This window comes from Streptomyces sp. NPDC048584, from assembly GCF_043199595.1.
In the GTDB taxonomy this organism is placed as follows: Bacteria; Actinomycetota; Actinomycetes; order Streptomycetales; family Streptomycetaceae; genus Streptomyces; species Streptomyces edwardsiae.
In genome coordinates, this window is the sequence record NZ_JBICWF010000011.1 from 146,368 (window position 1) to 172,879 (window position 26,512).

Annotated in this window: 27 protein-coding genes and 1 pseudogene; 11 read left to right on the plus strand and 17 right to left on the minus strand. The window is 72.5% G+C overall.

The genetic code is table 11. From position 1 onward, the window contains the following. Positions 1 to 112: 112 nt before the first annotated feature. A complete protein-coding gene (locus ACGFR9_RS24315; protein WP_393212082.1) occupies positions 113 to 520 on the plus strand; it encodes a roadblock/LC7 domain-containing protein in 408 nt (135 codons plus the stop codon). 126 nt (positions 521 to 646) lie between these two features. Beyond that, complete coding sequence (locus ACGFR9_RS24320; RefSeq protein ID WP_393212084.1) at positions 647 to 1,558, plus strand: DUF6397 family protein; 912 nt, start codon at positions 647 to 649, stop codon at positions 1,556 to 1,558. A gap of 24 nt (positions 1,559 to 1,582) precedes the next feature. Here ACGFR9_RS24320 and ACGFR9_RS24325 read toward each other — a convergent pair whose 3' ends face one another. Both ACGFR9_RS24325 and ACGFR9_RS24330 read right to left on the minus strand, forming a co-directional pair. Next, positions 1,583 to 2,449 carry an acyl-CoA thioesterase gene (locus ACGFR9_RS24325; protein WP_393212086.1) on the minus strand — a complete coding sequence of 289 codons (867 nt, stop codon included), beginning with the start codon at positions 2,447 to 2,449 and terminating at the stop codon, positions 1,583 to 1,585. Between the two features lie 19 nt (positions 2,450 to 2,468). Continuing rightward, positions 2,469 to 4,982 (minus strand): DEAD/DEAH box helicase, encoded by a 2,514-nt coding sequence (locus ACGFR9_RS24330; RefSeq protein WP_393212088.1) that lies wholly within the window; start codon positions 4,980 to 4,982, stop codon positions 2,469 to 2,471. Positions 4,983 to 5,127: 145 nt separating this feature from the next. Between ACGFR9_RS24330 and ACGFR9_RS24335 the strand changes: the two genes are divergently transcribed. Next, positions 5,128 to 5,922, plus strand: coding sequence for a metal-dependent hydrolase (locus tag ACGFR9_RS24335; protein ID WP_393212090.1), 795 nt, complete (start codon positions 5,128 to 5,130; stop codon positions 5,920 to 5,922). A gap of 20 nt (positions 5,923 to 5,942) precedes the next feature. Here the strand turns inward: ACGFR9_RS24335 and ACGFR9_RS24340 are convergent, their stop codons facing one another. The 5 genes from ACGFR9_RS24340 to ACGFR9_RS24360 all read right to left on the minus strand — a co-directional run bounded on the left by ACGFR9_RS24340 (position 5,943) and on the right by ACGFR9_RS24360 (position 11,141). Further along, on the minus strand, positions 5,943 to 6,197 hold the full coding sequence (locus ACGFR9_RS24340) for a type B 50S ribosomal protein L31 (protein WP_393212092.1): 255 nt from the start codon (positions 6,195 to 6,197) through the stop codon (positions 5,943 to 5,945). A gap of 15 nt (positions 6,198 to 6,212) precedes the next feature. Next, positions 6,213 to 6,683 (minus strand): DUF5709 domain-containing protein, encoded by a 471-nt coding sequence (locus ACGFR9_RS24345; protein WP_393212094.1) that lies wholly within the window; start codon positions 6,681 to 6,683, stop codon positions 6,213 to 6,215. Between the two features lie 221 nt (positions 6,684 to 6,904). Further along, positions 6,905 to 8,686, minus strand: a complete 1,782-nt coding sequence (locus ACGFR9_RS24350) for an ABC transporter ATP-binding protein (RefSeq protein ID WP_393212096.1) — start codon at positions 8,684 to 8,686, stop codon at positions 6,905 to 6,907. Then, positions 8,683 to 10,506, minus strand: a complete 1,824-nt coding sequence (locus ACGFR9_RS24355; RefSeq protein WP_393212098.1) for an ABC transporter ATP-binding protein — start codon at positions 10,504 to 10,506, stop codon at positions 8,683 to 8,685. Before ACGFR9_RS24355 ends, ACGFR9_RS24350 begins: the two co-directional genes overlap by 4 nt. Before the next feature lie 161 nt (positions 10,507 to 10,667). Beyond that, positions 10,668 to 11,141 carry a MarR family winged helix-turn-helix transcriptional regulator gene (locus ACGFR9_RS24360; protein ID WP_393212100.1) on the minus strand — a complete coding sequence of 158 codons (474 nt, stop codon included), beginning with the start codon at positions 11,139 to 11,141 and terminating at the stop codon, positions 10,668 to 10,670. A gap of 94 nt (positions 11,142 to 11,235) precedes the next feature. Between ACGFR9_RS24360 and ACGFR9_RS24365 the strand changes: the two genes are divergently transcribed. Both ACGFR9_RS24365 and mltG read left to right on the plus strand, forming a co-directional pair. Continuing rightward, the gene (locus tag ACGFR9_RS24365) at positions 11,236 to 13,038 is read left to right on the plus strand and encodes an ABC transporter ATP-binding protein (RefSeq protein WP_393212102.1); all 1,803 of its coding nucleotides are present in this window, start codon (positions 11,236 to 11,238) and stop codon (positions 13,036 to 13,038) included. Between the two features lie 43 nt (positions 13,039 to 13,081). Continuing rightward, positions 13,082 to 13,927, plus strand: coding sequence for an endolytic transglycosylase MltG (gene mltG / locus ACGFR9_RS24370; RefSeq protein WP_393212104.1), 846 nt, complete (start codon positions 13,082 to 13,084; stop codon positions 13,925 to 13,927). 15 nt (positions 13,928 to 13,942) lie between these two features. On the opposite strand, the gene ACGFR9_RS24375 is transcribed toward mltG, so the two are convergent. Next, entirely contained in the window at positions 13,943 to 15,019 is a 1,077-nt protein-coding gene (locus tag ACGFR9_RS24375) for an NAD(P)-binding domain-containing protein (RefSeq protein WP_393212106.1), read from the minus strand. Between the two features lie 83 nt (positions 15,020 to 15,102). On the opposite strand from ACGFR9_RS24375, the gene ACGFR9_RS24380 reads away from it, so the two are divergent. Then, positions 15,103 to 15,531 carry a YjbQ family protein gene (locus ACGFR9_RS24380; protein ID WP_393212108.1) on the plus strand — a complete coding sequence of 143 codons (429 nt, stop codon included), beginning with the start codon at positions 15,103 to 15,105 and terminating at the stop codon, positions 15,529 to 15,531. A gap of 4 nt (positions 15,532 to 15,535) precedes the next feature. Here ACGFR9_RS24380 and ACGFR9_RS24385 read toward each other — a convergent pair whose 3' ends face one another. After that, positions 15,536 to 16,366 carry a universal stress protein gene (locus tag ACGFR9_RS24385; RefSeq protein ID WP_393212110.1) on the minus strand — a complete coding sequence of 277 codons (831 nt, stop codon included), beginning with the start codon at positions 16,364 to 16,366 and terminating at the stop codon, positions 15,536 to 15,538. Positions 16,367 to 16,648: 282 nt separating this feature from the next. On the opposite strand from ACGFR9_RS24385, the gene ACGFR9_RS24390 reads away from it, so the two are divergent. Continuing rightward, a complete protein-coding gene (locus ACGFR9_RS24390) occupies positions 16,649 to 17,119 on the plus strand; it encodes a cation:proton antiporter regulatory subunit (protein WP_030214560.1) in 471 nt (156 codons plus the stop codon). A 4-nt stretch (positions 17,120 to 17,123) separates the two neighbouring features. Then, complete coding sequence (locus tag ACGFR9_RS24395; protein ID WP_393212112.1) at positions 17,124 to 18,371, plus strand: cation:proton antiporter; 1,248 nt, start codon at positions 17,124 to 17,126, stop codon at positions 18,369 to 18,371. Positions 18,372 to 18,413: 42 nt separating this feature from the next. Here the strand turns inward: ACGFR9_RS24395 and ACGFR9_RS24400 are convergent, their stop codons facing one another. Both ACGFR9_RS24400 and ACGFR9_RS24405 read right to left on the minus strand, forming a co-directional pair. After that, positions 18,414 to 19,487 carry a MerR family transcriptional regulator gene (locus tag ACGFR9_RS24400; protein ID WP_393212114.1) on the minus strand — a complete coding sequence of 358 codons (1,074 nt, stop codon included), beginning with the start codon at positions 19,485 to 19,487 and terminating at the stop codon, positions 18,414 to 18,416. A gap of 63 nt (positions 19,488 to 19,550) precedes the next feature. After that, the gene (locus ACGFR9_RS24405; protein ID WP_393212116.1) at positions 19,551 to 19,937 is read right to left on the minus strand and encodes a hypothetical protein; all 387 of its coding nucleotides are present in this window, start codon (positions 19,935 to 19,937) and stop codon (positions 19,551 to 19,553) included. Here ACGFR9_RS24405 and ACGFR9_RS24410 point away from each other — a divergent pair. Beyond that, the gene (locus tag ACGFR9_RS24410) at positions 19,936 to 20,247 is read left to right on the plus strand and encodes a hypothetical protein (protein ID WP_393212118.1); all 312 of its coding nucleotides are present in this window, start codon (positions 19,936 to 19,938) and stop codon (positions 20,245 to 20,247) included. The two genes, ACGFR9_RS24405 and ACGFR9_RS24410, sit on opposite strands and share 2 nt — an antisense overlap. Here the strand turns inward: ACGFR9_RS24410 and ACGFR9_RS24415 are convergent. Further along, complete coding sequence (locus ACGFR9_RS24415) at positions 20,213 to 20,701, minus strand: hypothetical protein (RefSeq protein WP_393212120.1); 489 nt, start codon at positions 20,699 to 20,701, stop codon at positions 20,213 to 20,215. The two genes, ACGFR9_RS24410 and ACGFR9_RS24415, sit on opposite strands and share 35 nt — an antisense overlap. A 109-nt stretch (positions 20,702 to 20,810) precedes the next feature. Further along, entirely contained in the window at positions 20,811 to 21,203 is a 393-nt protein-coding gene (locus ACGFR9_RS24420) for a DUF5997 family protein (protein WP_393212122.1), read from the minus strand. Positions 21,204 to 21,261: 58 nt separating this feature from the next. On the opposite strand from ACGFR9_RS24420, the gene ACGFR9_RS24425 reads away from it, so the two are divergent. After that, entirely contained in the window at positions 21,262 to 21,999 is a 738-nt protein-coding gene (locus ACGFR9_RS24425) for a LysR family transcriptional regulator substrate-binding protein (protein WP_393212124.1), read from the plus strand. A gap of 7 nt (positions 22,000 to 22,006) precedes the next feature. Here the strand turns inward: ACGFR9_RS24425 and ACGFR9_RS24430 are convergent, their stop codons facing one another. The 4 genes and pseudogenes from ACGFR9_RS24430 to ACGFR9_RS24445 all read right to left on the minus strand — a co-directional run bounded on the left by ACGFR9_RS24430 (position 22,007) and on the right by ACGFR9_RS24445 (position 24,740). Continuing rightward, positions 22,007 to 22,756, minus strand: a complete 750-nt coding sequence (locus tag ACGFR9_RS24430) for a DUF4142 domain-containing protein (protein ID WP_393212126.1) — start codon at positions 22,754 to 22,756, stop codon at positions 22,007 to 22,009. 95 nt (positions 22,757 to 22,851) lie between these two features. Continuing rightward, positions 22,852 to 23,509 (minus strand): annotated as a pseudogene (locus tag ACGFR9_RS24435) (beta-L-arabinofuranosidase domain-containing protein); the annotation flags it as partial. Positions 23,510 to 23,547: 38 nt separating this feature from the next. Next, on the minus strand, positions 23,548 to 24,243 hold the full coding sequence (locus ACGFR9_RS24440; RefSeq protein WP_393212128.1) for an HAD family hydrolase: 696 nt from the start codon (positions 24,241 to 24,243) through the stop codon (positions 23,548 to 23,550). A 20-nt stretch (positions 24,244 to 24,263) separates the two neighbouring features. Further along, positions 24,264 to 24,740, minus strand: a complete 477-nt coding sequence (locus ACGFR9_RS24445) for an Lrp/AsnC family transcriptional regulator (RefSeq protein ID WP_393212130.1) — start codon at positions 24,738 to 24,740, stop codon at positions 24,264 to 24,266. A gap of 205 nt (positions 24,741 to 24,945) precedes the next feature. On the opposite strand from ACGFR9_RS24445, the gene ACGFR9_RS24450 reads away from it, so the two are divergent. Then, on the plus strand, positions 24,946 to 26,433 hold the full coding sequence (locus ACGFR9_RS24450) for an FUSC family protein (protein ID WP_393212131.1): 1,488 nt from the start codon (positions 24,946 to 24,948) through the stop codon (positions 26,431 to 26,433). Positions 26,434 to 26,512 lie beyond the last annotated feature (79 nt).

Sequence of the window (26,512 nt, forward strand, 5' to 3'; positions counted from 1 at the left end):
TCCTTGCCGGGCGCACGGTCGTGGGGAAGGCTTGCGGCGCGGGACCCTCTTGCCACGAGGGGACGGCACACGGGGCAGACCACGGGGAAGAGACCAGGGGGAGACACACGACATGGCGCAGAAGCGGGGACTCGACTGGCTGCTGGACGACCTGACCCAGCGCGTCGAGCACGTACGGCACGCACTGGTCCTGTCCAACGACGGACTGGTGACCGGCGCGAGCACCGGACTGCGGCGGGAGGACGCGGAGCACCTGGCCGCCGTCTCGTCCGGACTGCACAGCCTCGCCAAGGGCTCGGGCCGGCATTTCGGGGCGGGCGGGGTACGGCAGACGATGATCGAGTTCGACGAAGCGGTGCTCTTCGTCACCGCGGCCGGCACGGGCAGCTGCCTGTGCGTGCTCAGCGGTGCCGAGGCCGACATCGGTCACATCGCCTACGAGATGACGCTGCTCGTCAACCGGGTCGGCGAGCATCTGGACGTGGACACCCGCCGACCGGAACCCGGCACAGAGCTCTGACCTGCACGTTCGTTCTTCGCCGTGGAGTTATCCACAGGCTTGCCACGGAGAGTGACATAGCGGCTACGGTTTTTTCCGAGCGGCGCACCCGGCGCCGGCCGCCCACACTCCACGGGGGAGACGAGCATGTCCGGACAGCACACCGTCACGTACGAGGCCACCGCCGCCGACCGGCCCGCTGCGGTACGGGACGCCTGGGTCGGCACGGGCCGCGCGGCCCGTGAACTCGGCCTCAAGCCGACCGAGTTCGACCTCGCCGTGCAGCTCGGCCGCGTTCGTACGATGACCGGCGGAGAAGGCCGGCGGGTCGCCCGCGCCGAGATCGAGCGGCTCCGGGCCGGGCCCGGGTTCCCGGAATCCCTGCACCGGAGTGTGCGGGCCGTGGGTACCACGGAGGGCGCCGCCCTCATCGGCGTGACGAAGACCCGGTTCACCCGCCTGGCGCGGCTGGGACTGCTGGTGCCGGTGAAGTACTACCTGAACCGCTACCGGGCCGTGGTCTGGCTCTATCTGGCCGAGGAGCTGAGCCTGTTCACGGCCGACGGCGAGAACGCGACCCTGCTGACGGGCCGCACGCCCGAGAGCCTCAGGAGCCGGCTCGACACCGGCATCGACCTGCGCCCGCGCAACTGGCGCACCCGGCAGCTGGGCTTCCTGCTCCGCCAGGCCGACGGCCCGTGGGAGCGCGCCGGAGCCGTGGCGTCGCTGCTCGACCCGCAGCATGTGTCGGAAGCGGTCCGAGACGCCTACGACCGCTCCCACCTCAACCGGTTCCGCCGGCTGCCGCCGGCCCACGGCGCTCCCGGCTCACCCGCCGCGGATCTGGCGGAGGAACTCATGACCGCTCAGGAACCGGACGAGATCGCCTGGTTGCAGGCCGATCTGAGAAGGCTGACGCACGAGGCCCGGACCCGTCGGCCGGCACCCCGTCCCGCCGGCCACCGCCCCGCACCGGCCCATCCGGCGCCGCCCGCCGTGGAACCGGCCCGCGAGACGCCCCGCGGCCTGTTCGCGAGGTGGTGGCGCACAAGCCGGTGACCCCGGGCGCCCGAGAGCCCGTGACTACAGCGCCCGGAACAACCCCTCCTGGACGACGGACACCAGCATCCGGCCCTCCAGGTCGTAGATCCGGCCGCGGGCCAGACCCCGCCCGCCCGTGGCGATCGGCGACTCCTGGTCGTACAGGAACCACTCGTCCGCGCGGAACGGGCGGTGGAACCACATGGCGTGGTCCAGCGACGCCATGTCGAAGCCGCGCGGCCCCCACAGAGGCTCCACCGGGATCCGCACGGCGTCCAGGAGAGTCATGTCGCTGGCGTACGTCAGGGCACAGGTGTGCACCAGCGGATCGTCCCCGAGCGGGCCGACCGCGCGCATCCACACCGCGCTGCGCGGCTCGGCGCCCTTGACGTCGTCGGGATCCCAGCGCAGCCGGTCCACATAACGGATGTCGAAGGGCTGGCGGCGCGCCATCCGCTCCAACTGCTCCGGCAGCGCGCCCAGATGCTCACGGATCTCGTCCGAGACCGTCGGCAGCGACTCGGGGTCCGGAACCTCACGGGCCGGCGGCAGCTGGTGCTCGAAACTCCCCGGTTCAGGCTTGTGGAAGGAGGCGGTCAGAGTGAAGATCGTGCGGCCCTGCTGCACCGCGGTGACCCGCCGGGTCGTGAACGACCGGCCGTCCCGCACCCGTTCTACCTGGTACACGATCGGCACCCCGGGCCTGCCCGGACGCAGGAAGTACGCGTGCAGCGAGTGCACCGGACGGTCGCCCTCCGTGGTGCGGCCGGCGGCGACCAGGGCCTGGCCGGCCACCTGGCCGCCGAAGACCCGCTGCAGTGACTCCTGCGGGCTGCGGCCACGGAAGATGTTGACCTCGATCTGCTCCAGATCGAGCAGGGAGACGAGGCTCTCGGCCGGATTCGTCATGGGTGAGATGCTCCTGTGCTCACAACTGGCCGACGTCGGTGACCCGGACGACAGCGCGGCCCTCCGCGTCGGAGGCGGTGAGGTCCACCTCGGCGCTGATGCCCCAGTCGTGGTCGCCGCCGGGGTCGTCGAAGATCTGCCGGACCCGCCACAGCCCGTTCTCCGGCTGCTCCTCGATCAGCAGCAGCTTCGGCCCGCGGGCGTCCGGACCGGTGCCGAGCTCCTCGTACTCGTCCCAGTACTTGTCCATCGCCTCGCCCCAGGCGTCCGCGTCCCAGCCGCCCTCGGAGTCCAGCTCGCCCAGCTCGCTCACCTGGTCCAGGGCGGCGAGCTCGACCCGGCGGAACATGGCGTTGCGGACCAGGACGCGGAAGGCGCGCGCGTTGGCCGTGACCGGCTTGACCTGGTCGGCCTTCTCCTGCGCCTCCTCGGCGGTCATCTCCTCCGGGTTGGCCAGCTGCTCCCACTCGTCCAGCAGACTGGAGTCGACCTGGCGCACGGTCTCGCCCAGCCAGGCGATCAGGTCCTCCAAATCCTCCGACTTCAGATCGTCCGGGACGGTGTGCTCCAGCGCCTTGTAGGCGCTCGCGAGGTAGCGCAGCACGATGCCCTCGGTACGGGCCAGCTCGTAGTGGGACACCAGCTCGGTGAACGTCAGCGCCCGCTCGTACATGTCCCGGATCACGGACTTCGGCGACAGCGGATGGTCACCGACCCAGGGGTGGCTCGTGCGGTAGGTGTTGTACGCGTGGAAGAGCTGCTCCTCCAGCGGTTTCGGGTAGGTGATGTCCTGGAGGCGCTCCATGCGCTCCTCGTACTCGACCCCGTCGGCCTTCATCGCGGCGACCGCCTCACCGCGCGCCTTGTTCTGCTGGGCGGCGAGGATCTGGCGCGGATCGTCCAGCGTGGACTCCACGACGGACACCATGTCCAGCGCGTACGACGGCGATTCCGGGTCCAGCAGCTCGAACGCGGCCAGCGCGAACGTGGACAGCGGCTGGTTCAGCGCGAAGTCCTGCTGCAGGTCCACGGTGAGACGCACGATGCGGCCCTCCGCGTCCGGCCGGTCGAGCTTCTCGACGATGCCGCCGTCCAGCAGCGAGCGGTAGATGGCGATCGCCCGCCGGATGTGCCGGAGCTGCTGCCTGCGGGGCTCGTGGTTGTCCTCCAGCAGCCGCCGCATCGCCTCGAAGGCGTCGCCGGGACGCGCGATCACCGACAGCAGCATCGTGTGCGTGACCCGGAAGCGGGAGGTCAGCGGTTCCGGCTCGGAGCCGATGAGCTTCTCGAAGGTCTGCTCGCTCCAGGCGACGAAGCCCTCGGGCGCCTTCTTGCGCACCACCTTGCGGCGCTTCTTCGGGTCGTCGCCGGCCTTCGCCAGCGCTTTCTCGTTCTCGACCACGTGCTCCGGCGCCTGCGCCACCACGAAGCCCTCGGTGTCGAAGCCGGCCCGCCCGGCGCGGCCCGCGATCTGGTGGAACTCGCGGGCCCGCAGCGTGCGCACGCGGGTGCCGTCGTACTTGGTCAGCGCGGTGAACAGCACGGTCCGGATGGGGACGTTGACACCCACGCCGAGCGTGTCCGTGCCGCAGATGACCTTCAGCAGGCCGGCCTGCGCGAGCTTCTCCACCAGCCGCCGGTACTTGGGCAGCATGCCGGCGTGATGCACCCCGATGCCGTGCCGGACGTAACGGGACAGATTGCGGCCGAACTTGGTGGTGAAGCGGAAGTTGCCGATCAGTTCGGCGATCCGGTCCTTCTCCTCACGCGTGCACATGTTGATGCTCATCAGCGCCTGCGCCCGCTCCACCGCCTGCGCCTGCGTGAAGTGCACGATGTAGACCGGCGCCTGCCGGGCCTCGAGCAGATCCGTGAGCGTCTCGGTGAGCGGTGTGTACCGGTATTCGTAGGAGAGGGGGACGGGCCGCGTCGCCGAGCGGACCACCGCCGTCGGGCGGTTGGTGCGGCGGGTGAGGTCCTTCTCGAAGAAGGAGACGTCGCCGAGCGTCGCCGACATCAGCACGAACTGCGCCTGCGGCAGCTCCAGCAGCGGGATCTGCCAGGCCCAGCCGCGGTCCCCCTCCGCGTAGAAGTGGAACTCGTCCATCACCACCTGGCCCACGTCGGCGTTCTTGCCGTCGCGCAGCGCGATGGACGCCAGCACCTCGGCGGTGCAGCAGATCACCGGGGCGTCGGCGTTGACGGACGCGTCGCCGGTGAGCATGCCGACGTTCTCCGTGCCGAAGATCTTGCACAGTTCGAAGAACTTCTCCGACACCAGCGCTTTGATGGGCGCCGTGTAGAAGGTGACCTCGTCGCGCGCCAGGGCGGCGAAGTGGGCCGCCGCCGCGATCATGCTCTTGCCGGAGCCCGTGGGCGTCGACACGATCACGTTCGCCCCCGAGACCACCTCGATCAGCGCCTCCTCCTGATGGGGGTAGAGCGTGAGACCGCGCTCCCGCGCCCACGACTCGAAGGCTTCGTAGAGGGCATCGGGGTCGGCGGTCGGCGGCAGCTGATCGATGAGGGTCACGCCCCCATCTTGCCTGCCCGCCGGCCCGAGAGGGGAATCGGCTGCGGGCACGAAGATCGCGAACGCTACGCTGTGTCGCCGGCGGGGCGGCAACGCACCGGGCCAACCGGCCAGCGGCGAACGAGAAATGGGGCGGGCAGCAGCAATGATGGGACCAGCACACTCACTGTCGGGCGCGGCGGCCTGGCTGGGCGTCGGCGCGGCGACGGCCGCCGCCGGACACGCCATGCCCTGGCCGGTGCTCCTGGTCGGTGCCCTGATCTGCGCCGGGGCCGCGCTCGCCCCGGATCTGGACCACAAGGCGGCCACCATCTCGCGGGCCTTCGGACCTCTGTCCCGCTGGCTGTGCGAGATCGTCGACAAACTGTCCTACGCGGTCTACAAGTCCACCAGGAAGCCCGGCGACCCCCGCCGCTCCGGCGGCCACCGCACGCTCACGCACACCTGGCTGTGGGCGGTCCTGATCGGTACCGGCACCGCCGCCCTGGCCATCGCGGGCGGGCGCTGGGCGGTGCTGGCCATCCTCTTCGTGCACATGGTGCTGGCCATCGAGGGCCTGCTGTGGCGGGCGACGCGAGGCTCCAGCAGCGACGTCCTGGTGTGGCTGCTGGCGGCGACCAGCGCCTGGATCCTCGCCGGCATCCTGGACCAGCCGGGCAACGGCTCCGACTGGCTGTTCACCGAGCCCGGCCAGGAGTACCTGTGGCTGGGGCTGCCGATCGTGCTGGGCGCCCTGGTGCACGACATCGGGGACGCGCTGACCGTCTCCGGCTGCCCGATCCTGTGGCCGATACCGGTCGGCCGCAAGCGCTGGTACCCGATCGGCCCGCCGAAGGCGATGCGCTTCCGGGCCGGCAGCTGGGTCGAACTGAAGGTGCTGATGCCCGTGTTCATGGTCCTCGGCGGGATAGGCTGCGCCGCCGCGCTCAACGTGATCTGAGTCCCGGGCGGGACACCGACTCAGCCGGCGCCCTCACCGCCGTACCGGCGCTCGAAGCGGGCGACCCGGCCCTCCGTGTCCACGGTCCGGGCCCGGCCCGTGTAGAAGGGGTGGCTCTCCGAGGAGATCTCCACCTCGACCACCGGGTACGTCTCGCCGTCGTCCCACTCGATGGTCTGCTCGCTGGTCGCGGTGGACCGGGTGAGGAAGGCGTAACCGGCGGCACGGTCCCGGAAGACCACCGGGTGGTAGTCGGGGTGCTTGTCCTGCTGCATGAATGCTCCTCGGGGTCAGCCCGGCAGGTTGTCCTCGTCGACGACATGCACGGCGGCCTCCTCGGCGGAGGCGGCCGCGCCGTCGATGCCGACGTCCATGGCGACCAGGGCCTCCTCCTCGTCCTCGTGCGCCCCTTCGTCGGGGGCCACCAGACGGCCGGAACGTGTGCCGCCGACCTCGTTGTCCAGGGGTTCCCCGTCGGTGCCGGAGGAATCACCGATGCCGTCGTCGTCGAAGGCGGCGGGGTCGGGCAGCTCCTCGGCGAGCCGCTGGTCCAGCGTCTCGCCCTCCTGACGCTCCGCCGCCGTCACGCCGTAGTGCTCCACGGCCCAGGGCCGCTCAGGAGGGGACCAGCCCCGGTCGAGGGGGTCGGCGACGCCGTCGTTCTCCAGGGTGTCCTCGGCGTCCAGCAGTCCGGCGTCGTCCTGAACCTCGGACGCGTCGGGCTGGTAGACGTCGTCTCCCCAACCGTCGGCGCTGTTCACGGGTACCTCCAGAGAGTGGCGGCGGGCCCGTTCCCGCCGCGGCCCGCACCGGGCCGTCCGTGCGGCACACCGGCGCCCCCGGTACCCCTTCCGGGCCCCAGGCCCCCGAACCGATGCCTGACTCCACCCTTCCACCGGACCTCCCCACCCCGCAACGCCACACGCGACGCGGCCCGCCGCACTCGCCCGCAACTGCGGCCGGCGAAGGGAAACGGCACCGCTCAGCCGTGCCAGGAGCGCCACAGGGACGCGTACGCGCCGTTCGCCGCGACCAGGTCGTCGTGGCTGCCGAGTTCGCTGATGCGGCCGTTCTCCACGACGGCGATGACGTCCGCGTCGTGGGCGGTGTGCAGACGGTGGGCGATGGCGACGACAGTCCTGCCGTCCAGGACACGGGCCAGCGAGCGTTCCAGGTGACGTGCCGCGCGCGGGTCGAGCAGCGATGTCGCCTCGTCCAGGACCAGCGTGTGCGGGTCGGCCAGCACCAGCCGGGCCAGCGCGATCTGCTGGGCCTGGGCCGGAGTGAGCGCGAACCCGCCCGAGCCGACCTCGGTGTCCAGACCCTCCCCGAGGGCGCGGGCCCAGCCGTCCGCGTCGACCGCGCCCAGCGCCGCCCACAGTTCGGCGTCCACCGCCTCCGTCCTGGCGAGCCGCAGATTGTCGCGCAGGGAGCCCACGAAGACGTGATGCTCCTGGTTGACCAGCGCCACATGCTCCCGGACCCGTTCCGCCGTCATCCGGGACAGCTCGGCGTCGCCGAGGGTGACCCGGCCGTCCCGGGGCGCGTAGATCCCGGCGAGCAGCCGGCCCAGCGTCGACTTGCCCGCGCCCGAGGGGCCGACCAGCGCCAGCCTGGTCCCGGGGGCGACCTCGAGGGACACCTCGCGCAGGACGTCCACGCCCTCCCGGTAGCCGAAGTGCACCCGGTCGGCGTGCACCCGGCGCCCGTCGGGGGCGAGACCGGCGTCACCGGCGTCGGGCTCGATGTCCCGCACCCCGACCAGCCGGGCCAGCGACACCTGTGCCACCTGCAGCTCGTCGTACCAGCGCAGGATCAGCCCCACCGGATCGACGAGCATCTGCGCGATCAACGCGCCCGTCGTCAGCTGGCCGACACCGATCCAGCCGTGCAGCACGAACACCCCGCCGATCATGAGCACCGAGCCGAGCACGGTCACATGGGTGATGTTGATCGCGGGGACGAGCACCGACCGCAGCCAGAGGGTGTAGCGCTCCCACGCCGTCCACTCCGCGACCCGCCGGTCGGACAGCGCGATGCGCCGCTCCCCGAGGCGGTGCGCCTCCACGGTCCGCCCCGCGTCCACGGTCTCGGCGAGCGAGGCGGCCACCGCGGCGTACCCGGCGGCCTCCGAGCGGTAGCCGGCCGGCGCCCGCCGGAAGTACCAGCGGCAGGCGACCACCAGCAGCGGCACGGCGACCAGCACGGCCGGAGCCAGCACCGGCGCCGTGACGACGAGACCGCCCAGCAGCAGTGCCGCCCACACCACGCCGATGGCGAGCTGGGGCACGGCCTCGCGCATGGCGTTGCCGAGCCGGTCGATGTCGGTGGTGATCCGAGACAGCAGATCACCCGTGCCGGCCCGTTCCAGCACGCCCGGCGGCAGCCCGACCGACCGCACCAGGAAGTCCTCGCGCAGATCGGCCAGCATCCGCTCGCCGAGCATCGCCCCGCGCAGCCGGACCTGCCGTACGAACGCCGCCTGGACGGCCAGCGCGAACACGAACAGGGTGACCGTGAGCCCCAGATGCAGCTCCCGCTCCCGGTCCGCGACCCGTTCCACCAGGCCGCCCAGCAGATACGGGCCGGTCATCGAGGCGATCACGGCGATGGTGTTCACGGTGATCAGCAGCAGGAAGGCCCGGCGGTGTCTGCGCAGCAGCTCCGCCACGTAGGCGCGGACGGTCGCGGGCGCGCCCACGGGCAGCGTGCTGGCCGCGGTGGGGGCCGCCGGGTCGTACGCCGGTGGCGCCACGCCGATCATGCTGTCTCCTCGATCTCTTCGAGCTCTTCCAGCCGCTCCAGCCGGTGCAGGACCTCGTCCTTGTCCAGCACGTCGAGCGGCGCGGTCTCGTCCTCGGTCTCGCGCGTCACCACGGCCCGGTACCGGGGCTCGGTGCGCACCAGATCGCGGTGGATGCCGACGGCCGCGACGCTGCCGCCGTGCAGGAACACCACCCCGTCGGCGCGGTCCAGCAGCAGCGGGGAGGAGGTGAACACCACGGTGGTGCGCCCCGCCCGCAGCTCACGCAGGCCCTGGGCGATGCGGGCCTCGGTGTGCGAGTCGACGGCCGAGGTCGGCTCGTCCAGCACGAGCACCTCCGGGTCCGTGACCAGCGACCGGGCCAGCGCGAGCCGCTGGCGCTGTCCGCCGGACAGGGACCGCCCGCGCTCGGTGATCCGCGCGTCCATCGGATCGTCGGCGTCCACCGAGCCCTGCACCAGCGCCGCCAGTACGTCCCCGCACTGCGCGGCGTCCAGCGCGTCGCGCGGGTCGACGGCACCGGACGCCGGCACGTCGAGCAGTTCGCGCAGGGTGCCGGAGAGCAGCACCGGGTCCTTGTCCTGGACGAGGACGGCCCCGCGGGCCGAGTCCAGGGGCAGTTCGTCGAGCGGCACGCCGCCGAGCAGCACCGGTGTGCCCGGTTCGGAGGGATGTCCGCCGAGCCGTTCGGCCAGCCGCCCCGCCGCGTCCGGGTCCCCGCACACCACGGCGGTGAGTCGGCCCGAGGGGGCGAGCAGCCCCGTCGCCGGGTCGCGCAGGTCCCCGGACGGAGCCCCGGCGGCGCGGGATCCCCCGGTGTCGGTGGCCCGTTCCAGCGACAGCACGCGCGCGGCCCGTTTGGCCGAGGGGCGCGAGAAGGAGTACGCCATCGCGATCTCCTCGAAGTGCCGCAGCGGATAGGTGAGCACCATGACCGAGCTGTAGACGGTGACCAGTTCACCGACGCCGATCCGGCCCTCGCGGGCGAGATGGACGCCGTACCAGACGACCGTGATCAGCAGGATCCCCGGCAGCAGTACCTGGATCGCGGCGATCAGGGCCCACATGCGCGCGCTGCGCACGGCCGCGTGGCGGACCTCCTGGGAGGCGCGGCGGTAGCGGTCGAGGAACAGTTCCTCGCCGCCGATGCCGCGCAGTACACGCAGTCCGGCGACGGTGTCGGAGGCCAGCTCGGTGGCCCGGCCGGCCTTCTCGCGTTGCACGTCCGCCCGCCGGGTGGCGCGGGGCAGCAGCGGCAGCACCGCGATCGCCAGCACCGGCAGTCCCACGGCGACGACGACCCCGAGGGAGGGTTCGTAGACGACCAGGCCGGCGCAGACCAGCAGGATGGTGACGGCCGCCGCGGTGAACCGGGACAAGGCCTCCACGAACCAGCCGATCTTCTCCACGTCCCCGGTGGAGACCGCCACGACCTCACCGGCGGCGACCCGCCGGGTCAGCGCGGAGCCCAGCGTCGCGGCCCTGCGGGCCAGCAGCTGCTGGACGCGGGCGGCGGCGGTGATCCAGTTGGTGACGGCGGCGCGGTGCAGGAAGGTGTCGCCGATCGCGTTGCCCGCGCAGGCCAGCGCCATCAGTCCGCCGGCCAGCGCGAGCCCGCCGCCGGAGCGGTCGACGGCGGCCTGGACGGCGGCACCGACGCAGAACGGCAGCGAGGCGACCGAGACGAAGTGCAGCAGGCCCCAGGCCAGCGACTTGAGCTGCCCGGACAGCTGGTTGCGGAAGAGCCACCACAGGAATCGGGGACCCGACCGCGCGTCGGGCACCCCCGGGTCGGGATACGGAAGGTCTTGGATCTGCATGACGTCCCAGTGGCTCGGATCAGGAGGCGGTGGAATCGGGAAGCGGGCCGGGGCGGGCAGAGCCCTCCGCCGGCGGAGGCAGCAAACCGTGACAGGTTGACCCCGCTACGTACCGGGAGGCAAACGGTTTTCCCCACGACCGCACGGAACCGGCGGCGCCGTCACACAGGCCGGGCGGACCCGTCACCGCACCGCGCGGGGACCGGCCCGTCGATCAGCGTGTTCAGCAGGGCGCCCAGCTCCTCGCGCTGCGCCTCTCCCAGCGGCGCCAGGATCTCCTCGGCGGCCGAGCGCCGCGCGGCGCGCAGCTCCCGCAGCGCCGCGCGCCCGTCGTCGGTCAGCTCGATGCGGATCACCCGCCGATTGGCCGGATCCGGCACCCGTCGCACCTTCCCGTGCGCCTCGAGACCGTCGACCAGCGTGGTGACCGCCCGGGGGACCACCTCCAGCCGCTCGGCGAGATCGGCCATCCGCGGCGGCGAGCCGTAGTGCGCGAGGGTACGCAGCAGCCGCGACTGGGCAGGGGTGATGCCGAGTTCGCGCCGCTCCAGGTGGCGCTTCTGGATGCGGTGAACCCGGCGGGTCAGCCGAAGCAGCTGCTCGGCCAGCAGGCCGTCGGGATCGGGAGCGGTCATACGGGAACAATATCAGGATGACGTTCATTGTGAGTATAGGTAACAATGAACTGGGCTCCGCTCGCTCCCGGGCACCCGTCCTCCGAAGGAGACCATGCACCCCGATCACGAACCCGCCTGGACCCCGCCTGCCGGCACCGAGGAACAGCCCCGGCAGGTGCGGCGCATCCTGAGGCTCTTCCACCCCTACCGCGGCCGCCTCGCGGTCGTCGGCCTCCTCGTCGGCGCCGCGTCACTGGTCTCGGTCGCCACCCCGTTCCTGCTGAAGGCGATCCTCGACGTCGCCATCCCCGAGGGCCGCACCGGGCTGCTCAGCCTGCTCGCCCTCGGCATGATCCTCAGCGCCGTCCTCACCAGCGTCTTCGGCGTGCTGCAGACGCTGATCTCGACGACCGTCGGCCAGCGCGTCATGCACGACCTGCGCACCGCCGTCTACGGCCGGCTCCAGCGCATGTCGCTCGCCTTCTTCACCCGCACCCGCACCGGCGAGGTCCAGTCCCGCATCGCCAACGACATCGGCGGCATGCAGGCCACGGTCACCTCCACGGCGACCTCCCTGGTCTCCAACCTCACCAGTGTGGTCGCCACCGTCGTCGCGATGCTCGCGCTCGACTGGCGGCTGACCGTCGTCTCGCTGGTCCTGCTCCCGGTGTTCGTCTGGATCAGCCGCCGCGTCGGCAACGAACGCAAGCGGATCACCACCCGGCGCCAGAAGCAGATGGCCACGATGGCCGCCACGGTCACCGAGTCGCTCTCGGTCAGCGGCATCCTGCTCGGCCGCACCATGGGCCGCTCCGACTCCCTGACCGGCGCCTTCTCGGACGAGTCCGAGCGCCTGGTCGACCTCGAGGTGCGGTCGAACATGGCGGGCCGCTGGCGCATGGCCGTCATCACGATCGTCATGGCCGCCATGCCGGCGATCATCTACTGGACGGCGGGCATCACCCTGCGGGCGGGCGGGCCGGAGGTCTCCATCGGCACCATCGTCGCCTTCGTCTCGCTCCAGCAGGGCCTGTTCCGACCGGCCGTGAGCCTGCTGTCCACCGGCGTGCAGATCCAGACCTCGCTCGCGCTCTTCCAGCGCATCTTCGAGTACCTCGACCTCCCGATCGACATCACCGAGCGCGCGGACCCGGTCCACCTCGACCGGATCAAGGGCGAGGTCCGCTTCGAGGACGTCACCTTCGGCTACGACGGCAAGGGCGGTCCCGTCCTCGACGGCATCGGCATCACCGTCCCGCCGGGCGGCAGTCTCGCCGTGGTCGGGCCGACCGGCGCCGGCAAGTCCACGCTCGGCCACCTCGTGCCCCGGCTGTACGACGTGACGGACGGCCGGGTCACCCTCGACGGCGTCGACGTCCGCGACCTCGACTTCGACACGCTGGCCCGCGCGGTGGGCGTCGTCTCCCAGGAGACGTACCTCTTCCACGCCTCGGTCGCGGACAACCTGCGCTTCGCCAAGCCCGACGCCACGGACGAGGAACTGCACGCGGCGGCGCGGGCCGCCCAGATCCACGACCACATCGCCGCCCTGCCCGACGGGTACGACACGGTGGTCGGAGAGCGCGGCCACCGCTTCTCCGGTGGTGAGAAGCAGCGCCTCGCGATCGCGCGGACCATCCTGCGCGACCCGCCGGTCCTGGTGCTCGACGAGGCCACCAGCGCCCTGGACACCCGGACCGAGGCGGCCGTCCAGCAGGCCATCGACGCCCTGTCGGCCGACCGCACCACGATCACCATCGCCCACCGGCTGTCCACCGTCCGGGGCGCCGACCAGATCGTGGTCCTCGACTCCGGCCGGGCTGTCGAACGCGGCACGCACGACGAACTGCTGGAGCGTGGCGGGCGCTACGCCGCCCTGGTGCGCCGTGACGCCCAACTCGAGCCGACGAAATGAAGATATGCCGGGTTTGTGGCGGTATGCGGGTTACCGTGCCCGCATGCAGACGAACACTCCGTCACGGAACACGATCCGGCTGACGCGCCGGGGCCGTCTCGCCCTCGCGACGCTCGGGGCCCTCGTGGCCGGCACCGCCGTGGCGGTGCCGCTGCTGATCCTGGGCGGCGACGCCGAGTCCCGCCCCACGGCCCTGGTGGTCCCGCAGGGCTGGCGGGCGAGCCAGGTGTACGCCGCCGTCGACAAGGTCCTCGAGTTGCCGGCCGGCACCACGAAGAAGTCCCTCGCCCAGGCGGATCTGAAGCTGCCCGCCGAGGCCGAGGGCAATCCGGAGGGCTACCTCTTCCCCGCGACCTATCCGCTGAAGGAGAGTCCGACCCCGCGGAAGCTGCTCTCCCGCATGGTCGACACCGCCGGCAAGAAGTTCAACGGCGCGCCGATCGCCGCAGGCGCCCAGCGCAACGCCATGAACGTCTACCAGGCGGTCACCGTCGCCAGCCTCGTCCAGGCGGAGACGGCCGACCGGGCGGACATGGGCAAGGTGGCCCGGGTGATCTTCAACCGGCTGGAGCGCGGCATGCCGCTCCAGATGGACTCCACCGTGCGCTACGCCCTCGGCCGTACGGCGCCGGGCACCACGGCCGCCGACATCGAGGTCGACGGCCCCTACAACTCCTACCGGCGCATGGGGCTGCCCCCGACCCCGATCGGCAACCCGGGCGAGGAGGCGGTGCGCGCCGCGATCAGCCCGACGCCGGGCGACTGGCTCTACTTCGTCACCGTCAAGCCGGGGGACACCCGCTTCACGGCCGACTACGCGCAACACCAGCGCGACGTCGCCGAGTCCGAAGCACTGCGGAAGAGGACGAGCGGACCGCCGAGGGAATAGACGGCCCGCCCACCGTCACGCCGCGACCGGTTCCTCCACCAGCAGCCGCCTGATGTCCCGCACCGCCGCGCGCCCGGCCCGGTTGGCGCCGATGGTGCTCGCCGAGGGGCCGTAGCCGACCAGATGGATGCGCGGATCGGTGACCGCCCGCGTCCCCTCGACCCGGATCCCGCCGCCCGGCTCCCGCAGCCGCAGTGGCGCGAGGTGCTCGACGGAGGGCCGGAAGCCGGTCGCCCACAGGATCACGTCGGCCGCCACCCGTCGTCCGTCCGCCCACTCGACACCGTCGGGCGTGATCCGGTCGAACATCGGCCGCCGGTCGAGCACCCCGTCCGCCAGGCCCTGCCGGATCGCGTCGTTCAACGGCAGTCCCGTCACGGAGACGACGCTGCGCGGCGGCAGCCCCTGCCGTACCCGCTCCTCCACGAGCGCCACGGCCGCCCGCCCCGCCTCCTCGTCGAAGGGGCCCTCCCGGAAGACCGGCGGCCGCCGGGTCACCCAGGTGGTGGCCGCCGCGTACGGTGCGATCTCCAGCAGATGCTGGGTGCCCGACGCACCACCGCCCACCACGATCACCCGCTGCCCGGCGAACGCCTCCGGCCCCGGATACCGCGAGGTGTGCAACTGCCGCCCCCGGAACGTTTCCTGACCCGGATAGCGCGGCCAGAAGGGCCGGTCCCAGGTACCGGTGGCGTTGATCAGCGCCCGCGTCGACCAGTCACCCTCCGAGGTCTCCACCAGCAGCCGTCCGCCGGACCCCTCGCGCACCGTCCGTACGTCCACCGGGCGCCGCACCCGCAGGCCGAACGTCCGCTCGTAGCGGTCGAAGTACTCGCCGATCACCTCGGAGGAGGCCCGCGCCGGGTCGGCGTCACGCAGTTCCATACCGGGCAGCGCGTGCATCCCGTGCACCTTGCCGTACGTCAGTGAGGGCCACCGGAACTGCCAGGCGCCGCCGGGGGCGGGGGAGTGGTCCAGCACCACGAAGTCACGGTCCGCCTCGAACCCGGCGCGCCGCAGGTGATAGGCGCTCGACAGTCCGGCCTGACCGGCGCCTACGACGACCACCTCGACCTCGCGTATATCGTTCACGTTTCTACCAACCAGGCGGAGGCCGTGGATCTTCCCGCCCGTGTTCCCCCGGGAAGCCGGACACGTGGGCCAGGATGGGGGACATGTCCGATGCCTTCACCACCCGAGTCCTGAACCTCGCCACCGGCTCCGCGGAGCGGGTCGTCGACATCACCGGCGCATGCGCGTCCTTCCTGCGGGAGGCGGCGGCCGGCCGCGACGGCCTGCTGAACGTTTTCGTGCCGCACGCGACGGCCGGCATCGCCGTCATCGAGACCGGCGCCGGCAGCGACGACGACCTCCTGTCCGCCCTGCACACCCTGCTGCCCGCCGACGACCGCTGGCAGCACCGCCACGGCAGCCCGGGCCACGGCCGCGACCACGTCCTGCCCGCCTTCGTCCCGCCCCACGCCACCCTCCCGGTACTGGCGGGGCGACTGGAACTGGGCACCTGGCAGTCGGTGTGCCTGGTCGATACAAATCGCGACAACCCCGACCGGAAGGTACGCCTCTCCTTCCTCGGGGGCTCCTGACCGTCTACGCGCGGACCACCGTGACCGGGCAGTCCGCGTGGTACAGCAGTGCCTGACCGACCGAACCGAGCAGCATCCCGGTGAAGCCGCCGTGGCCGCGGGCCCCCGCGACCACCAGCTGGGCCTCCCGGCTCGCGTCGAGCAGCGTGTGCCGTACCCGCGCCCGCTCCAGGCGCAGCTCCACCGCGACCTCGGGGCGGGCCTCCCGCCACGGGGCGACCGCCTCCTCCAGCAGCCGCTGATGCCGCCGGCGGAGCTGGTCGATGTCCACCACCACGTTCAACGGGTCGGCCGGACCCTCGTACGGCGTCGGCTCGTTCCATGTGTTCCACACATGCAGTGCGACCAGCGGGGCCCCGCGCAGCGCCGCCTCGTCGAACGCGAACCGCGCAGCCGCGGCCCCGGCCGGTGAGCCGTCCACCGCCAGCAGTACGGGTCCTTCGGGATCGGCACGGCCGCGTACCACCATCAGGGGCCCGTGACCGTGCGCCGCCAGCTGGACGACCGTCGAGCCCAGCAGCAGATCGCCGAACCCGCCGCGGCCCCGCCCGCCGACCACCGTCAGCACCGCGTGCCGCGACTCGCTCCGCAGCACCGTCAGTGTCTCGCCGGACGCCACGGTCCGCGCGATCTCCAGCTCCGGAGCCCGGTCGTGGGCACGCCGCTCCGCCCCCGCCAGCACCCCGTGGATCATCGGGTCCAGGTCGGCCGGGCGGCTGAACGCGTGCACGATCCGCAGCCGCGCGCCCCGCAGCCGCGCCTCGTCGGCCGCGACATCGACCGCGGCCAGACTGGACGGCGACCCGTCCACTCCCGCGATCACCGTGTCATTCACCACTCGCTCCCGTCCCCGGCCGTGGCGGCACTTACGAGTACCCGTCCGGCGCGAGACGTACACAGGGCTGTGACCTGGGGCGATACAGATCCCCGCACATCCTCGGCGGCTGCCGGGGACCGTGTCCATCCGTGACAACACCCATGTTCCGGCCACATGTCGGGATGGCACGATAGGCGTCATGGGGGTGGATCACCCGTGTCGTCGGACGGCCGGGAGCGCTCCCGTCACCAGGACAACGGAAGAAAACCGGGAAGGGGACGGGCTGTGCCTGCTCCACGGATGAGCGCCACGCCGCTGCCGGGCATCGGCGTGAAATACGACCTCACCACGCGTGAGCACGAGCACCTGTCCGTGATCGCGCACCGCGACGGTGCCCGCACGGTCAACGTCTACCGCTCCGACGACCCGGACGCCTGCGCCCGCTCCATGCGTCTGACCGTCGCGGAGTCGGCCGCGCTGATCGACGCGCTCATGCCCGCCCACCACAGCCCCAACCTGCTGCACACCACCGACCTGGGGCTGGTCGCCGAGCGCATCGAACTCTCCTCCGTCTCCCACTGGAACGGACGGCTGCTGGGCGACACCCGCATGCGCACCGACACCGGCGCCTCGATCGTCGCCGTGCTCCGGCGCGCCGAGGCCATCCCGTCCCCCGCGCCGGACTTCCGGCTGGCCGGTGGCGACACCCTGATCCTGATCGGCACCCGCGAGGGCATCGACGCCGCCGCCGAGATCCTCGGTCGGGAGTGATCGCGTGCACTCTTCCGCAGTCTTCCTGATCGAATTCGGCGCCATCATCCTCGGGCTCGGCCTCCTCGGACGCCTTGCCGGACGCCTCCAGTTCTCCCCGATCCCCCTCTATCTGCTGGCCGGCCTCGCCTTCGGCGAAGGCGGGCTGCTGCCGCTCGGCGCGAGCGAGGAGTTCGTCGCGATCGGCGCCGAGATCGGCGTCATCCTGCTGCTGCTCATGCTCGGCCTGGAGTACACGGCCAGCGACCTCGTCTCCAACCTCAAGACCCAGTACCCGGCCGGCCTCGTCGACATGGCGCTCAACGCCCTGCCCGGCGCCGCCCTGGCCCTGCTGCTCGGCTGGGGCCCGGTCGCCGCCGTCGTCCTGGCCGGCGTCACCTGGATCTCCTCCTCCGGTGTCATCGCGAAGGTCCTCGGCGACCTCGGACGGCTCGGCAACCGCGAGACCCCGGTCATCCTCAGCATCCTGGTGCTCGAGGACCTCGCCATGGCGGTCTATCTGCCGATCATCACCGCCCTGCTGGCCGGCGTCAGCCTCGCCGCGGGCAGTGTCACGCTGGCCATCGCGCTCGGCGTCGCCGGACTCGTGCTCTTCGTCGCCGTCCGCTACGGGCGGGTCATCTCCCGGTTCGTCTCCAGCGACGACCCGGAGAAGCTGCTCCTCGTGGTGCTGGGCCTGACCCTGCTCGTCGCGGGACTCGCCCAGCAGTTGCAGGTCTCGGCGGCCGTGGGCGCGTTCCTCGTCGGCATCGCCCTGTCCGGCGAGGTCGCGGAGGGCGCGCACAACCTGCTCGCGCCGCTGCGGGACCTGTTCGCCGCCGTGTTCTTCGTGTTCTTCGGACTGCACACCGACCCGCAGTCCATCCCCCCGGTGATCCTGCCGGCCCTCGCGCTCGCCGTCCTCACCGCGCTGACGAAGATCGCCACGGGCTACTGGGCCGCCCGCCGGGCCGGGATCTCGCCCAAGGGCCGCTGGCGCGCGGGCGGCACCCTGGTCGCCCGCGGCGAGTTCTCCATCGTCATCGCGGGTCTCGCGGTCACCGCCGGCATCGAACCCGACCTCGGCCCGCTGGCCACGGCGTACGTCCTGGTCCTGGTCGTCCTGGGTCCGCTCACCGCCCGCTACACCGAGCCGATCGCCCTGCGCCTGACCGCCCGGCGCGCCGCAGCGGCCGACACCGTACCCGTCCAGAGCACGCCGCCGGCCGCGGAGACGCTGGAACCGGTGGACGACACCCGCCCCGAACGCTGACGGGCGCTCAGGGCGCTTCCGGCGGATCGTGACGGTGAGGACCTAGTTCTCCAGCCGCACCGGCATCAGGATCGAGAACGTGTGCTCGTCGTCCGGGCGGCGGATCGCCAGGGGCGCCGTCGGGTCGCCGAGTTCGAGGACCAGCCGGTCGTCGGACCCGGCGGCGAGGGCGTCCAGCAGGAAGGCGCGGTTGACGGCGACGAGATCCGGACCGTCGGTACCCTCTGTGGCCAGCGCGACGGAGCCGTCCTCCGGTACCCGCAGCACGGTGAGTTCGTGGGACCCGGTGACCGGGTCCTCGTGCGTGCGGACCGGACCGGTGCGCACCGCCTCCCGGAAGGCCGGCACGTCCACCGCGGCGCGCCGCCCGGCCGGGAGGCGGACCAGCCTCCGGTAGTCGGGGAATTCGTGGCCGAGGCACCGGCCGGCCGTCTGCCGGTCCCCGGTCTCCAGGCTCACCCGGTCGCCGTCCACGGCGAGCCGGACCTGTCCCTCCCCCTCCAGAAGCGCCCGCATCGCGTCTGCGAGCGGCAGCGGCACCGTGACCTGGACGCGGGGTCCCTCGTGCCCGTCGGCGGCGGTGCGCGCCACGGCCATCCGGTACCGGTCGGTGGCCACCAGGCGCATCGCGCCGTCCTCGATGTCGAAGTGGACGCCGCCGAGCATGGGCAGCTCCGGCTCGGTGCCGGCCGCGAACCGGACCGCGTCCAGCGCGGCGGCCAGCCCGTCGGCGGAGAGGGACAGCCGTACGGCCGTGTCGGTACGGAGCGAGGTCATGGGGTTCTCCCTGTGATCGAGTAGGGCTCGCAGTGCGGAGAACTCGGCGCGGGCATCGGTCAGCCCCTGCTCCAGCCGGCGCAGATGCGCCTCGAGGAGCTGCCGTACGAGATCGGTGTCGGACCAGCCGGCCAGCACCAGCCGGATGTCCGCCAGCGGCATCCCGGCCCGCCGCAGCCGGGCGAGGAGCCGGGCCTCGTCCAGCTGCCCGGGGGCGTACCAGCGGTAGCCGCTGACCGGGTCCACCCGGTCGGGCACCAGGACGCCGGCCCGGTCGTAGAACCGCAGGGCACTCACGCCCAGCCCGCTCTCCCGGGCCATCTCACCAATGCTGCGCATCTCGCTCTCCACATCCGGAACCCTGCTCCCTCGACAAGGTCGAGGGTCAACTCCGGGCGGTCGTCACGCCTGGTTCTCGCCGCGGGTCCTGATCCAGAACCCCATCACCCCCACCGCGCTGAACCCGGCCGCCCACAGCAGCCCCAGCCCGGTGAGCGCGATGACGGTGGAGCCCGTCGGCACGGCGAACCGGCCGCCCGCCGAGGGGCGCCGGAAGAACAGCACGGCCGGCTCCGTGCGGAGGGCGACCGTGGTGGCGACGGCCACGACGGACGGCGTCTTGGCGCGAACGAGGACGGCCTGCCCGTACCCGGCGAACCCCGGCCGACGGTCGAAGACCAGCGCCTTGCGGACGGCGTGCAGGGCCGTACGGGTGACGGCTTCACCCGACCCGGCGGACCCGCGGCCACCGGCGTACCACCGGCGCACGGGGGCGCGTTGGAACGGCATGGACAGCACTGAGACGGCGCGGCGCCTTCTCGGGCACGACGCCGCGGGCCGGTTGTACGCCGAACTCACCAGCGGGTACGGCGGCCATACGCCGATCTACACGGCCCTCGTCGAGGAGTGGCGGGCCAGGGGACACACCGTGCCGGAACACCGCGACGGCCTGTGGGCCACCTTCGCCGCCGCCACGGCCGGCGAGCGCGCGACGGTTACGGTGCCGGCCGTGCCGTTCCCCGTCCCGCTGCTGAGGCCGGCCACCGGGGACGGCTCCGAGGAGGTCACCAGCCCTCCGGCCCCGCGGGCTCCGCACTGACCGGCGCCAGCACGGCCAGCGTGCCGGTCGCCCTGCGCAGGGCGAGTTCGAGCGGTCCGGCAGCGTGCAGGGCACCGGTGCCGTCCGGCGGGACGAGCCACTCCAGCCGCCCGGCGGGCCGGTACGGCGGCGGCACGGCGACCCAGGACCCCCGGCCCACGTGCCGCACCCCGAACCCGACCCACTCGCTGGCCGGGTCGGGCGGCAGGAAGAACCCCACTCTGCGTGCGGTGACGTCCACGAGTGTGGGCCCCGGCACCTTGAGGGGATCGCGCCACAGGATGTCGAGGGCGAGCAGCCCGAGCCGGTCGGGCACACTCAGCACGTCCCAGTACCGGCCCGCCGCGAGCAGCGCCGTGCCCTTGCCGTGGTCCCACTCGCGCTTGCACTCCTGCGGGTCGGTGGCCGCCGCGGCCAGCCATTCGACGGCTTGCTTCCACATGGAGCTGTGCATGACCCCCCACCCCGGGCACGTTCGGCCGCGCCACCGGGGCGCGTGCGGTACCGACATGCTGGTAGATATTTCTATCCACCGGAAGGGTGGCGCGGGCTGGCGTTTGGGGTCAGTCCTCCTGCGCGGCGCGCTCGGCGTCGCGCTTCTTCAGGCGGGCCGTCTCCTTGCGGACCTCGGCCTGGGTGGCCCGCTCCCGCTCCAGCCACTCGGGGCGCTGCTCCTTCAGTGCCTCGATCTGCTCGGTGGTGAGTGCCTCGGTGACCCCGCCGCGCGCGAGCCCGGCGATGGACACGCCCAGCTTCGCCGCGACCACGGGGCGGGGGTGGGGACCGTCGCGCCGCAGGTCCCGCAGCCACTGCGGCGGGTCCGACTGGAGCGAGTTCAGCTCGGCGCGTGAGACGACACCCTCCCGGAAGTCGGCGGGGGTGGCGTCGAGGTACACACCCAGCTTCTTCGCCGCGGTCGCGGGCTTCATCGTCTGGGTGCTCTGGTGCTGCGTCATGGCGTCCAGGGTATCGAGCGTGTGCACGGCCGCCGACCACGGCCGGTAACCTGGCCAGGTGACAGGCTCGGAAGTGTCCCCCTCGTTCCGGCTCGTGTACGTACCCGGCGTGATGCCCGGCAAATGGGTGCGCGTCTGGAACGAGCGGCTGCCCGACGTCCCGCTGACCCTCACGCAGGTGCCCGCCGGCACGGCGCAGGGGCTGCTGCTGGACGGCGACGCCGACGCGGGTCTCGTACGGCTGCCCGTCGACCGTACGGTCCTCAGCGCGATCCCGCTCTACACGGAGCAGACGGTCGTCGTGGTGCCCAAGGACCACCTGGTCACGGCGGCCGACACGGTGAGCCCGGAGGATCTGGCCGACGACATCGTGCTGCACCCCCTGGACGACGTCCTGGCCTGGGAGAGCCTGCCCGGCAGGCCGGCGCTCGAACGCCCCGCGACCACCGCCGACGCGATCGAGCTCGTCGCCGCCGGCATCGGCGTGCTCGTCGTCCCCCTGTCGCTCGCCCGACTGCACCACCGCAAGGACCTCACCCACCGGCCGCTCGACGGGGCTCCCGAGTCGGCTGTGGCGCTGTCCTGGCCCGAGGGGGCGACGACGGACCGGGTGGAGGACTTCATCGGGATCGTCCGCGGCCGCACCGTCAACAGCACCCGCGGCCGCAGGCAGGAGCCCGAGAAGAAGGCCGAACGCGCTCCCGGGCGGCAGCAGCCGGCCGGCCGGGCCGGCCGCGGTGCGGCCTCCGGGAAGACGAGGAACCCGCGGCGCGGCCGGCCCCGCCGCGGGTCCTGACCGGTCTCTAGCGGACCGTCTCCGAGGGGGAGGGCGCCGGGGACACCGTGTTGAGGTCCTCCAGCCCCTTGGGGATCTCCAGCGCGAGGACCGGCGCGCCCGCCTGCGGTGCCGGCGGCGTCACCTGCTCCCGCGGCATCTTCGGCGGGCTGGTCTGCTGGAAGTTGACCTGCTCGTGATTGACCAGCCCCGTCTTCTCCAGCACGGTGATGTGGTCCAGCACGGTGTCGTTGGCCTGGTCGGCGAGCTGCCGCACCAGTGTGTTCCGGGTGTTGGCCCGGATGTTGGCGATGGCGGGGAAGATCTGCCCGTGCGTCACGCGCATGATGTTCACCGCCGTGGAGTCGAACTCCTTGCCGGTGGTGGACTTCACCGTCTCCACGAACCCCTGCTGCTGCGGTGACGCCTGGTTCGGCAGTGTGATGCCGAGCTCCAGGGAGATCCTGCGGCAGCTGGCGTCGAGCCGGCCGTGGCCCACGATCAGATGCTCGCCCACCACCTTCATCTCCGGGGTCGTCCCCTGCTCCAGTGCCAGCAGTCCCAGCGGGTGCTCCCACAGCCCCGCCGCGCGCACCTTGACCACGAAGTCGCGGTCCGCCTCGGTCAGCGGGCCGTAGTTCGTGTTGGCCACCACCCGGTCCTGCTTGTTCGATGTGTTCTGGACGCCCAGCATGGTGGGGTAGGCGAGCGCGGTGAGGGTGAGGATCATGGCTCCGCCCACGAACGCGGTTCCTGCCGTGCTGCGCGAGATGCGCATCGTGCCTCCTGGGATATGAACGGCCCAACAGCAGGGAGTACGGACGGGAGGCGCGAGTCAATCAACCGTTCCGGGAAAGATTTTCCGGGACGGTCTCAGCCGGCGTAGGTGGCGCGCCGCGCCGTGCTCACCACCGTGTCGCCGTCGGCCCGGCCCAGCAGACCGGCGGACACCCAGGCGTCCACAGCCGACCGCACCCGTACCACCAGGGCGCCCTTGTCACGGAAGGGCGCCCTGGCCCAGATCTCGTCCAGCAGCGTCGTGCCGTCGCTCCGGGCGGGGTTGGCGATTCCGGAGTCGGACATGCCGAAGATCACACGCGGTTCGGAGCGCCGGACGTAGGCGTGGGCGGGGTCCTCGGTCCCCTCGGCGAAGGGCGCCGGCTCGATGCCGTCCAGCGTGCAGTGCAGGGGTCCGCCCGGCACTGGGGTGCGGGAGGGCAGCAGATCGCCGGAGAGGCCCGCGTTGCCGTATGGCCCCAGCCGCAGGGCGTCCGGCCCCGGATGACGGGCTGTCGAGGTTGACGTACGGGGCGCTCGCGTCGGCCGCCGCGAAGTACACCGAGTCCTGGTACTTCGTGGCGCTCTCCATGCCGGTGCTCTCGCAGCAGGTCGTGCCCTGCTTGGGCGTGTAGTCCCGCCCATGGCCGGGTGTCAGGCCGATGAAGTAGGTGACGAGCGGCTTCTCCGCGTCCGCCCGGTCCTGCTGGGAGCCGAGCATCTGGTCGAACAGGGCGCGCTCGTAGGCGTCAACGGCGCGGGAGCGATCGGTTCCGGACGCGTCGGCGGCGTTCACGGACGCCGGGCGGACTCCGTCAGCCAGTCGTACGCCGCCCGCGCCGTGAACTCCGGCTGACCGCCCCGCAGCAGCAGTCCGGCGGTGGCGAACTCGGGGGCGCCGGCCTGCGCGGCGACATAGGGGACCGCGATGCAGCGCATGCCCGCCGCGTGCGCGGCGGCGGCGCCCGGGGCCGCGTCCTCGACCACCACACAGTCGGCCGGCTCCGCGCCGAGCCGGCCGGCCGCCTCAAGGAAGACGTCGGGGGCCGGCTTGCCCCGCGCGACCTCGTCGGCCGAGACGACGGTGCGCAGATGGGCGTCAAGGCCCGTCCCGCCCAGGATCGCCCCGATGGCGACGGGCGAGGAACCGGAGGCCACGGCCATCGGCACGCCCTCGGCCGCCAGCAGTTCGACGAACGCCCGCATCTCGGGGTACACCCGCGTCGAGGCGGACGCCAGCCTCAGATAGTGGCGGTCCTTGACCGCGAGCAGTTCCTCCACCGGCGCCGACAGCCGGTAGCGCTCCCGCCAGTCGGCCAGCGTCTCCCGGGTGCTGATCCCGATGTAGCGCTCGTGCTCGGTCCAGGAGAAGTCCGGCACCCCGTATTCGGCGAGGGTCCGCTTCCCGGCCTCGTAGTAGTTCGGCTCGCTGTCCACGAGTGTTCCGTCGAGATCGAAGATGACCGAGAGGGGGCCGAGGTCGCTCATGGGGTCCAGGATGACAGGGATCACCGCCGGGCGGCCCGGCCGACCGCCTCCACCAGCGGCAGCAGCCGGTGTGGGACACGTTCGCGCAGCGCGACCTCGGTACGGGTACGGACCACACCGGGCAGGCTGATCAGTTTCTGGACCACGTCCTCCAGATGCGCGTTGTCCCGCGCCACCACCCGGGCCAGCAGATCGCCGCCGCCCGTGGTGGAGAACGCCTCGACGATCTCCGGTACGGCGGCCAGCGCGTCACCCACCTCGTCCAGGTTCCCCTGGGTAACCTCGATGTGCACGAACGCGAGCACCGGGTGGCCCAGCGCGGCGGGGGAGAGGGCGGGCCCGGTGCCGGTGATCACACCCTCGCGCTCCATCCGGTCGAGCCGTGCCTGCAGCGTGCCGCGGGCGACCCCGAGGATCCGGGCGTACTCCCGCACGCTGGTGCGCGGCTGCTCCAGCAGCAGTCGCAGGATGCGCGTGTCGAGCTCGTCCACCGCCATGAGGGTCCCCGTCCCGCCGTCGGCCATTGGCACCCCGGTGGTGCCGCGTGTGCCGCGAAGACTGTACCAATGGTCCTGTCTCAGGAAGCTCGGTTGAGCCACTGGTGGAAGGGATGCTGATATGGGGGAGTCGATGGCGCTGCGGACCTCCGCGGCGCCTTTTTCGTGCCACCGCGCACACCAACGAGTTCCCAGGGGGCGGTACGTGCTGAAGAGGGTGTTCATGGCTCCGGACCCGGGCCGGATCCGGCTGCGCTTCGCGGCGCGGGCCGTGCTCGGCATCGGGCTGGCCGTCGTCGTCTGCGGCCTGGCCGGACATTCGCTCACCGGTGCCGTCACCGGCGGGCTCGCCGCACTGCTCGCCCTGTTCACCGTCACCGACACCACCGTCCGCGGACAGGCCGTGACCACCGCGCTGCTGCCCGCCGCCGGACTGCCGGTGCTCGCCGCCGCGGCCGTGCTGCACGACCACCCGGTCGCCCGCGACCTCACCTTCCTCGCCGTGGTCGGCCTCGGCGTGTACGCCCGGCGCTGGGGCCCGCGCGGGCACAGCCTCGGGGTCTTCGCCTTCATGACCTACTTCGTGGCGCAGTTCCTGCACGCCAGGACCGGCCAGCTCCCCGAGCTGTACGCCTCCGTCCTGCTGTCCGTGCTCGCCGCGGCCACCGTGCGTTTCGGGCTGTGGTGCTACGAGCGCCGGCTGCCCCCGCCCGTCGTGCCGGCGCCGCCCGCCGGCACCGGGCTGGCCCGCGTCACCACCCGCCAGGCGGTCCAGGCGACCGCCGGCGCGGGCTTCGCCCTCGTCGTCGGCCAGCTGGTGTCCGGGCAGCGCTGGTACTGGGCCGTCGGCGCCACCTGGTGGGTCTTCGTCAACACCACCTCGCGCGGCGAGACCCTGGTCCGCGGCTTCCGGCGGGTGCTCGGCACCGTCCTCGGCATCGGCCTCGCGCTCTTCGTCGCCGTCCCCGCGCACGGCGACGGGCTCGTCACCGCCCTGGTCGTCGCCGTCGCCGTCTTCGGGATCTTCTACACGGCCGCCGTGTCCTACACCTGGATGATGCTCTGGGTGACGGTGCTCGCCGCCATGCTCTACGGCCTGCTGGGCGTGCTCACCCCCGGCCTGCTGGCGCTCAGGGTGGCGGAGACCGCCGTGGGCGCGCTGGGCGCCGTACTGGCGGTGGCGTTCGTGCTGCCCGTGACCACGCACAGCGTCACCGACGGCTGGATCCAGCGGGCCCTGCGCTGCGTCCACGCGTGCACCGCGCAGGCGGCCGCCCGGCTGGCCGGGACCGCGGACGCCGACCCGACACCGGCGGTGGCGGAACTGGAACAGCTGCTCGCCCGGGTACGGCTCTCCGTCGCCCCGCTGACACATCCGCTGAACCCCATGCTCGGCCGCAAGCGGCGCGCCCGCCGGGTGCTCGCCCTGCTGGACGACTGCGCCCGGGAGATCCGCGGCCTCGTCGCCGTCGCCGCCGACCCGGAGGCCTCGCACGACGCCCGGCTGGCCGCCGCCTGCTGGCGGGTCGAGACCGCCGTCGAGGCACTCACCGGCGGCCGGGACATCGCCGTACGGACCTCGCCGGCCGGGACGGAGCCCGCGCTGGCCCATCTGCACGGCCTGGAGCGAGCACTCGCCGAGCTGGCCGCGCCGCTGCGGGCGCCCTCCGGCTCCCCGCTGGTCGGCGCCTGAGACGCGTGGCCGGGGCCTGACCCGCACGGTCGCACCGGACTGCTTTGGTCTAGACCTTGAGTGATCGACTGCTACCGTC